This window comes from Gordonia sp. 852002-10350_SCH5691597 (assembly GCF_001665715.1).
GTDB classification, from domain to species: Bacteria; Actinomycetota; Actinomycetes; order Mycobacteriales; family Mycobacteriaceae; genus Gordonia; species Gordonia sputi.
In genome coordinates this window covers 1-9,429 of sequence record NZ_LZMO01000298.1, presented here as the reverse complement: position 1 = coordinate 9,429, position 9,429 = coordinate 1, and the positions used below count along the sequence as shown (strand labels likewise).

At 63.8% G+C, this 9,429-nt stretch carries 6 protein-coding genes; all 6 read left to right on the top strand.

Going from position 1 to position 9,429, the window contains the following annotated elements; translation table 11 throughout:
• The coding region (locus A5777_RS22600; protein WP_064864794.1) for a GcvT family protein at positions 1-2,361 on the top strand (2,361 nt) is incomplete at its 5' end.
• Between the two features lie 31 nt (positions 2,362-2,392).
• The gene (locus A5777_RS22595; protein ID WP_064864791.1) at positions 2,393-4,105 is read left to right on the top strand and encodes a BCCT family transporter; all 1,713 of its coding nucleotides are present in this window, start codon (positions 2,393-2,395) and stop codon (positions 4,103-4,105) included.
• Positions 4,102-5,607, top strand: coding sequence for an aldehyde dehydrogenase family protein (locus A5777_RS22590; RefSeq protein WP_064864788.1), 1,506 nt, complete (start codon positions 4,102-4,104; stop codon positions 5,605-5,607). The genes A5777_RS22595 and A5777_RS22590 overlap by 4 nt, the downstream gene beginning before the upstream one ends.
• Before the next feature lie 17 nt (positions 5,608-5,624).
• A complete protein-coding gene (locus A5777_RS22585; protein ID WP_064864784.1) occupies positions 5,625-7,172 on the top strand; it encodes an APC family permease in 1,548 nt (515 codons plus the stop codon).
• A complete protein-coding gene (locus A5777_RS22580; RefSeq protein WP_064864781.1) occupies positions 7,169-8,743 on the top strand; it encodes a GMC family oxidoreductase in 1,575 nt (524 codons plus the stop codon). The genes A5777_RS22585 and A5777_RS22580 overlap by 4 nt, the downstream gene beginning before the upstream one ends.
• A 162-nt stretch (positions 8,744-8,905) precedes the next feature.
• The coding region (locus tag A5777_RS22575) for an IclR family transcriptional regulator (RefSeq protein WP_064864777.1) at positions 8,906-9,429 on the top strand (524 nt) is incomplete at its 3' end.

The following is a 9,429-nucleotide window of genomic DNA, read 5'->3' as shown; positions in this document are numbered from 1 at the left end:
CTCGACCGCGGGCCGCTCTTCGCCACCGGTGGATCGACCTCGCACGCACCGGGTCTCGTGTTCGCGACCAATCCGTCGAAGACGATGACCGAGCTCGCGAGCTACACCCTCGAGAAGTTCTCCACGCTCGAACATCCCGACGGCTGGTGTTTCAGTCACCTCGGAGGGCTCGAGGTGGCCACCACCGAGGCCCGCCTGGACGACCTCCACCGTAAGGCAGGCTGGGCTGCCTCGCGCGGCGTCGAACATGAGCTCCTTTCTCCTGCAGAGTGTCTCGAACGCCACCCCCTGCTCGATCCAGACCAGATCGTCGGAGGGTTCTTCACGCCGCGCGATGGTCTCGCCAAAGCGCTGCGGGCAGCGGAAGCCCAGGCGACACGGGCGATCTCACGTGGTGCGCGGTTCGTCCCGCACACCGAGGTGATCGATGTCGTCGAAGAGAACGGTGAGGTACGTGGCGTCCGCACCGCGACCGGGGTAGTCGACGCCGACATCGTGGTGTGCTGCACAGGTTTTTGGGGCAGAGAGTTCGGCCGCCGCGTGGGGCTCACCATCCCTCTCGTCCCGATGGCGCATCAGTACGCGTACACCACGCCGCTGGAATCGCGCCACGGCGCCAATTCTGTTGTCGCAGAGGCCTCGCTGCCGATCCTGCGCCATCAGGACCACGACCTCTACTACCGGGAGCACGGCGACCGCCTCGGCATCGGCTACTACGGTCATCGCCCGATGCCCAGCGACGTCAACGCTCTCGACTACGACTCGACCGTCTCGCTCGACGAGATGCCGTCCAAGCTGATGTTCACGCCAGACGATTTCGCCGAAGCTTGGGACCAAACAGTCACGCTCATACCGGAACTCGCGACAGGAAAAGTCGACGACGGGTTCAACGGCATCTTCTCGTTCACCCCCGACGGACACTCCGTCGTCGGAGAACACCGCGGCCTCAAGGGATTCTGGGTCGCCGAGGCCGTGTGGGTCACACACTCCGCGGGTATCGCACGCACCGTCGCCGAGTGGATGGTCGACGGCGCGCCCAGCGTCGACACCCACGAGTTCGATCTGTACCGGTTCGAAAACGCCGCTCTCACAGACGACTACATCCTCACGACGAGTTCGCAGTCGTTCGTCGAGGTCTACGACATCATCCATCCGCACGACCAGGTTGCCGCGCCCCGCGGAGTGCGCACCAGCCCGTTCTACGACCGGCAAGCCGCGCTCGGCGCAGAGTTCTGGGTCGCGAATCTGTGGGAGCGGCCGGCGTGGTTCGAGGCCAATCAGCCGATACTCGACGAACTCGTCGCCGGTGGCCTGCAGATCCCGCTGCGCGACGCATGGTCGGCACGCAACTGGTCGCCCATCTCGGTCGCGGAAGCAGCGTGGACCCGCAGTCATGTCGCGATGTACGACATGACACCGCTGACCCGCTACGAAGTCTCCGGCCCCGGGGCCGCCGACTTCCTCCAGCGGATGACCACCAACAATGTCGACAAGTCGATCGGCTCCATCACCTACACGCTCATGCTCGACGACGAAGGCGGCGTGCGGTCGGACCTGACGGTCGCCCGTCTCGCGGGTGATCTGTTTCAGGTCGGCGCCAACGGACCCATCGACCTCGACTGGTTGTCGCGACACCTTCCCGCCGACCGTAGCGTCTCGCTCCGAGACGTCACCGGCGCGACCTGCTGCATCGGGCTCTGGGGTCCTTCGGCTCGCGACGTCGTCGCACCACTGACGCCAACCGACCTGACCAACGAGGGCCTGAAGTATTTCCGTTGCGTCCAGACGACCATTGGGTCCGTACCCGTGACACTCATGCGGGTGTCCTACGTCGGCGAGCTCGGGTGGGAGATCTACGCCGACGCCGAGTACGGCCGTGGTCTGTGGGACCTCCTCATGGCGGCGGGCGCCGAGCACCGCATCATTGCCGCGGGCCGGATCGCGTTCAACGCGCTGCGCATAGAGAAGGGCTACCGATCCGCCGGCGTCGACATGACGCTTGAGCACACGCCAGATGCAGCCGGACTCGGCTTCGCCGTGAAGTCGTCGAAGCCCGAGTTCGTCGGAAAGAATGCCCTGGACCAGCGGGTATGCCCCTTGCGCCTGCGAACCCTCAAGTTCGACGACCCTGCTGCCGTGGTCCTCGGGAAGGAGCCGGTCAGGGTAGACGGGGACGTCGTCGGATACGTCACGAGCGCAGGGTGGTCGCCGACGGTCGGCGCGTGTCTCGCGTACGCGTGGCTGCCGTCGGATCTGCCCGATTCCACGGCTGCTGCGGTCGATTACTTGCGCACGTCGTATGGTGCCTTAGTGATCTCGGATCCGGTGGTCGACCCCGAGATGGCTCGAATCAAGCAGTAAGTGTCCACCGCTACCTGCGAAAAGAGGCGCCATGGCGAACTTGAACGATGTGCGGAAACGCTACACACTCGACCCGGTGGTGTTCGGTGTGACGGCAGCACTGATCATCGCGTTTCTGATCTGGGGTCTGGTCAAACCCCATAATCTCGCGTCTGTCTCGTCGACCGTCCTCGACTGGATCACCAGCAACCTCGGTTGGCTGTTCATCCTCACCGCAACCGGTTTCGTCATCTTCGCGATCTGGCTCGCCCTGAGTAAGTACGGGCGCATTCCGCTCGGCAAGGACGGCGACAAACCCGAGTACCGCACGGTGAGCTGGATCGCGATGATGTTCAGCGCGGGCATGGGCATCGGCTTGATGTTCTTCGGCGCATACGAACCACTGTTCCACTTCGTCAAGGCACCGCCCGGATACTCCGCTCGCGACGTACAGGTCGCGATGGCAACCACCATGTTCCACTGGGGATTTCATCCGTGGGCGATGTACGCAGTCGTCGGCTTGGCAATCGCATACTCCACCTATCGCCTTGGCCGAAGCCAGCTCATGAGTGCGGTTTTCGCTCCGCTACTTGGCAATTCGGCGAACGGCCCAGTCGGCAAGATCATTGACATCCTCGCGATCTTCGCGACACTGTTCGGAACCGTCGCCTCACTGGGACTCGGTGCGCTGCAAATCGGTTCGGGCCTGGACAAGGTCGGTTGGGTGAAGAATCCGTCGACCATGGTTCTCGTGACGATCATCGCGGTGCTGACAGCCGCTTTCGTCGCGTCGGCCGTGTCGGGTATCGCCAAGGGAATCCAGTGGCTGTCGAACATCAACATGGTGTTGGCGCTGATCCTCGCGGTGTTCGTGTTCGTCGTGGGCCCCACCGTATTCATCCTCAACCTCCTGCCCACCACGATGGGCGCCTACGCCAACGACGCCCTCGGCTTCTCCGCACGATCCGGCGCGACGGTCGACGCCGACGGTGAGAGCTGGCTGGCATCGTGGACCATCTTCTACTGGGCATGGTGGGTGTCCTGGACCCCCTTCGTCGGTATGTTCCTGGCGAAGATCTCCAAGGGCCGCACCATCCGTGAGTTCGTCGTCGGCGTGATGATCGTGCCAACTGTGGTGTCGCTGTTGTGGTTCTGCATCTTCGGCGGATCGGCGATACGTGAATTCACCGACGGCAAGCTGCCTTTCGATCCCGACACCAGCGCCAGCGAGGACACGCTCTTCGACGTCTTGGCCAACATGCCCTGGACGGCGATAGCCTCCGCGCTCGTCATGATTCTGGTCGCCATCTTCTTTGTCTCCGGCGCGGATTCGGCGTCGTTGGTGATGGGTACGCTCTCGCAACGCGGTTCGCCCGAACCGAGTAGGTGGATCACCATCTTCTGGGGTGTATCCACCGGCGCGGTCGCCGCGGTGCTGCTGGCGGTCAGCGGCGACGACGGGCTCAACGGCATCAAACAGATGGCGATCATCGCTGCGCTGCCGTTCGTGTTGGTGATGGTCGGCATGTGTGTGTCGCTGTACTTGGATTTGCGCCGCGACCCGTTGATCGTCGCTCGTGGTCTGCTCTCCGATCGCGTCAACGAGCACATCCGCGAAGAGGCTGTCAAGATCGAGACCAGCGAGTTCGCGGTGCTCGACCCCGAATCCGGCGACCCGATCGCTCCCTTCGTCAACGACACCGTCGAAACCATCCCGCCCGCAACGGAAGACACGAGAACCACGGAAGGCAAGAGAAGCGAATGACCCAACCGCTCGCGGGGCTGATCGGCACGCATCAGCTCTACATAGACGGCACGTGGCGCCCCGCCTCCGACGGCGGCGTGCGCGCGCTGATCAACCCTGCGAACGGCACCGACTTCATCTCTGTCGACGAGGCCAGCTCCGACGACGCGACAGCCGCCGTCACCGCTGCACGTACGACCTTCGACGACGGCAAATGGCCTGCGACGCCGGCCGCCGAGCGAGCATCGCTTCTACGCCGTATCGCCGACCTGTTGGTCCGCGACAAAGCAGACCTCGCATACATCGAGACACTCGACACCGGAAAGACGTTGGCGGAGAGCGAGATCGACATCGACGACGTCGAGTCGGTGTTCCGCTACTACGCCTCGCTCGTCGAGACGTCTGCCGATCGACTCGTCGACGTCGGCAACCCCGCTGTGATCAGCCGAGTGGTGCGCGAGCCGATCGGGGTCTGCGTTCTCATCGCGCCCTGGAACTATCCGCTCCTGCAGATCTCGTGGAAGATCGCCCCCGCGCTCGCAGCAGGTTGCACCATGGTCGCCAAACCCAGTGAGGTGACGCCCCTTTCGACGATCGCCTTCGTCAGGCTGTGCGAGGAGGCAGGGGTGCCCGCCGGGGTACTCAACCTGGTGCAGGGGTCCGGAGCCGTTCTCGGTCCCGCGCTCACCGACAACCCCGACGTCGACTTCATCTCGTTCACGGGCGGCCTGCAGACCGGCATTGTGATCTCGGAGACCGCCGCCAAGCATGTCACCAAGGTCGCCGTCGAACTCGGCGGAAAGAACCCGCACATCGTCTTCGACGACGCCGACTGGGAATCGTCGGTCGACCAGGTACTCACCGGCGTGTTCCTACACTCGGGCCAGGTGTGCTCGTCGGGCACACGGCTCATCGTGCAGTCCTCCATCGCCGACGGCTTCGTCGACGCTCTCGTCCAGCGCGCCTGCACTATTCGCATGGGCGACGGCCTCGATCCGACCAGCGAGACCGGACCCCTGGTGTCGCAGGCACAACTCGACAAGATGCACGCCTACGTGGCGTCGGCCAAGGACGAAGGCGCCGTGCTGCGTTGCGGCGGCGGACGGCCGGATCGCGACGATCTCGATCCGGGCGGATACTTCTTCTCCCCCACCATCTTCGACCACTGCGACCGGTCTATGACGATCGTCCGCGACGAGACTTTCGGACCGATCCTCACCGTCGAACGATTCGAGACCGAGGAGCAGGCGCTCACACTCGGAAACGACACCGCATACGGTTTGGCCGCGGGAGTCCGCACCTCCGACGCCGCGCTCGGCGAACGGATGGTTCGCGGTCTGCGACACGGAACCGTGTGGCTCAACGACTTCGGCTACTACACACCAGCCGCCGAATGGGGAGGATTCGGCAAGTCCGGCAACGGACGCGAACTGGGCCCGACTGGGCTCGCGGAATACCAAGAAACAAAGCACATCTGGCACAACACCGCGCCGTCGGCGTCGCGGTGGTTCGGACCGGAATGATCACGCGATGAGGAACAATGGCCACAGAGTCTACGCCGACAACCACTTCCGAGGCCGACGGCCTCGAAGACTTCGGATACAAACAGTCGCTCGACCGTAGTATCGGCAAGTTCGCCAGCTTCGCCGCGGGCGTCAGCTACATCTCCATTCTTACCGGGACCTTCCAGCTGTTCTACTTCGGCTTCGGGACCGCAGGACCGGCTTATCTCTGGTCGTGGCCGATCGTCTTCGTCGGACAGCTCTGTGTCGCACTGTGTTTCATGGAGCTCGCAGCCAAGTACCCGGTCGCAGGGTCGGTATACAACTGGGCAAAGCGATTGGGCACGCAGTTGGTTGGGTGGTCGGCGGGCTGGTTGATGCTCACGGCGTCGATCGTCACCCTGGCCGCCGTCGTGTTGGCGCTACAGCTCAATCTGCCGAGACTGTGGAGCGGTTTCCAGATCTACGGCGACGGTTCCACGCCGACGTCGTACGCGGTCAACGCGGTGATCCTCGGCTCGATCCTGGTGGCCCTCACCACCGCCATCAACGCGTGGAGCGTACGGCTCATGGCATTGATCAACAGTGTCGGCGTCTTCGTCGAACTCATCGCAGCCGTACTCATCGCAATCATCCTGGCGTGCAACGTGACCCGCGGCCCGCAGGTCTTCTTTTCCACACACGGGTACGGGGCAGGCGAGAGTGGCGGCTACCTTGGTGCATTCCTCGTCGCGTCGCTGGCGTCGGGTTATGTGATGTACGGCTTCGACACCGCCAGTTCGCTCGGCGAGGAGACCGTCGAACCACGACGCACCGCGCCGAAGGCGATCCTGCGCGCGATTCTTGCGTCGTTCGTCATCGGCGGTGCGATACTCGTTTTCGCGATCATGGCCGGCCCGGATCTTGACGATCCCAAGCTTGGTCAGCCAGACGGCAGCCTGCAGTACATCGTCGAAACCGTGATGTGGGGACCGCTGGGCAAGATCTTCCTCGTCGCCATCGTCATCGCGGTCGTCGTCTGCTCACTCGCCGTGCACACGGCGGCGATCCGATTGATGTTTGCGATGGCCCGCGACAACGCGCTGCCCTTCGGCTCTCATCTGGCCAAGGTCGACCCGAAGCGTCAGACTCCGGTCATTCCCGCTTTCGTCATCGGAATTCTCGCGGTGCTGATACTGGTGATCAACATCGGTCAGCCGAAGATCTTCACGGTGCTGACGTCGATCGCGATCATCATGATCTACCTCGCATATCTGTTGGTCACGATGCCCATGCTGCTCAAGCGTTTTCGAGGTGAGTGGCCACCGAAGGATCTCGCCGAGGGCGGCTACTTCACGATGGGGCGGTGGGGTCTGGCGGTGAACCTGCTGGCCGTCGTCTGGGGCATCGGAATGGCACTGAACCTGGCATGGCCGCGCTCTGCGGTGTACGGCACACCGTGGTTCAACACGTGGGGTGCATTCGTCTATATCGGCATCATCCTCGGGCTCGGGTTGCTCTGGTACTTCACCGTTGGACGTCGGAACATCGGTGTACTGGCATCGCATTCGAGCACCAACGGCATCGCCACGGAGGCCGCGCAGTGACTACCTACGACTACGTGATCGCTGGCGGTGGAACCGCCGGATGTGTTCTCGCCGCACGGCTTTCCGAAGATCCCGACGTCACTGTCTGTCTGATCGAGGCCGGACCGAGTGACGTCGACGATCCGGCGATCCTGGTGTTGGCCGACTGGATGCACCTACTCGACTCCGGCTACGACTGGGACTATCCCGTCGAACCGCAGGAGAAGGGCAACAGCTTTCTACGACACGCCAGGGCCAAGGTGCTCGGCGGATGTTCGTCGCACAACTCGTGTATCGCCTTCTGGCCTCTCGCGCAGGGACTACGGGACTGGGAGGCGATGGGCGCGACCGGTTGGGGACCCGAAGCCGTACTCCCCTACGTCGCGCGCGTGGAGAACAACGTCGCTGACGGGACATACCAGGGCTATCCGCACGGACACGATGGCCCCGTCCGGCTGCGCGACGTGCCGCCCAATGACCCGTGCGGGCAAGCGGTGCTGGATGCGGCCGCCAAGCTCGGCCTCGAGACCGTCGCATTCAACCGCGACGATTGGCACCCGAATGCCGCCGGCTGGCTGCAGATCAACGCGAACGAAGCGGGCGAACGCATGTCGTCATCGCACGCCTACCTGCATCCGATCCTCGACAAGCGACCCAATCTGACTGTGCTGACGAACAGTTGGGTCCGCGAGATCGTCATCGACGACTCTTTACGAGCCACCGGTGTCACGTTCCTGCGGCCGGATCTCAGCGGATACGACACCGTCGACGCACGACGCGAGGTCATCGTGACCGCGGGGGCCATCGACACTCCGAAGTTGTTGATGCTCAGCGGGATCGGACCGGCGGACCACCTGCGCGAGGTCGGAGTCGAGGTGCGTGTCGACTCGCCCGGCGTCGGCGAGAACCTCGACGACCACGTTGAGGGCCTGGTGTTCTGGGAGGCGTCGCAGCCGATGGTCACCGAGTCGACGCAGTGGTGGGAGATCGGCCTCTTTGCCACCACACGTGACGGCCTCGACCACTCGGACCTGATGATGCACTACGGCAGCGTGCCGTTCGACATGAACACACTCCGATGGGGCTACCCAACCACGGAGTCGGGGTTCTGCCTCACACCCAATGTGACGCAGGGACTTTCCCGGGGAACGGTGCGACTGCGGTCGCGCGACTTCCGCGACCGGCCCCGGGTTGACCCGCGCTATTTCACCGATCCCGAGGGCCACGACGAGCGGGTGATGCTCGCCGGTATCCGGCTCGCGCGTGAGATCGGTGCGCAGAGTCCGTTGTCGGAGTGGGTATCTCGCGAACTGGCACCGGGGCTCGACGCCGTGACCGACGACGAGTTGATCGACTACATGCACAAGACGCACAACACCGTGTACCACCCCGCGGGTACCGCGAGGATGGGAGCGGCGTCGGATCCGCTGGCGGTGCTCGATCCCGAGCTGCGGGTGAAGGGCGTTTCGGGTTTGCGGGTTGTCGACGCGTCGGCGATGCCCAAACTGCCCGTCGTCAACCCGAACATCACGGTGATGACCATGGCGGAGAAGTGCGCCGACCTCATCAAGGAGGCGAACCGAAGCCAATGAGCGCTGACTCGTGTCGAGTTCGCCTGGTACGTACACAAGTCGTACCTCAGCGCGAGGCCGAGGAGATTATCTCGATGGCGGCCCGCTCACGACCAGATTGTGTACGTACAGATTGGGTAAGTGGCCGGCAGCCTCAACCCAACGGAATCGACAGGTAGGCTCATGAGCATCATGTCCACCGACGCACCCGACCACGACAAGACCGCAGGTGGCGCCGTGCAGTCCGTCGACCGCGCGCTGCAGATCATGGAGCTGATCGCCGACGCGGGCGCAGCGGGCATCACCGAACTGTCAGTCGCCCTCGGAGTCCACAAGTCGACGGTCTCACGGATCGTGGCATCGCTGGAATCGCGCGGCTTTGTCGAGCAGGCGCCGGGTGGCCGGAAGTATCGCATCGGCTTCACGGTTGTGCGATTGGCCGGATCGACAACCGCCACAATGGATCTCGCCAAGCTCGGTCAGGACGTCTGCGACGACGTGGCCAGGAAGACCGGGGAGACAACCAATCTCGCTGTCCTCGACGCCGCGCAGGCCATCAACGTGGTCGAGTCGCAGGGCTCGTCGAGCGTTGCGCTGAAGACCTGGATCGGGCAGCCGTCACCCGCGCACGCCACGTCGTCGGGGAAGGCGCTGCTCACCGGCTTGAGCGAACGAGAACTCCGCCTGCTCTACTCCGACGAACTACC

Bases quoted from the DNA above. Each gene is read 5' to 3' on its own strand.
- A5777_RS22590 (WP_064864788.1), top strand. From the start codon at position 4,102: ATGACCCAACCGCTCGCGGGGCTGATCGGCACGCATCAGCTCTACATA.
- A5777_RS22595 (WP_064864791.1), top strand. From the start codon at position 2,393: ATGGCGAACTTGAACGATGTGCGGAAACGCTACACACTCGACCCGGTG.
- A5777_RS22585 (WP_064864784.1), top strand. From the start codon at position 5,625: ATGGCCACAGAGTCTACGCCGACAACCACTTCCGAGGCCGACGGCCTC.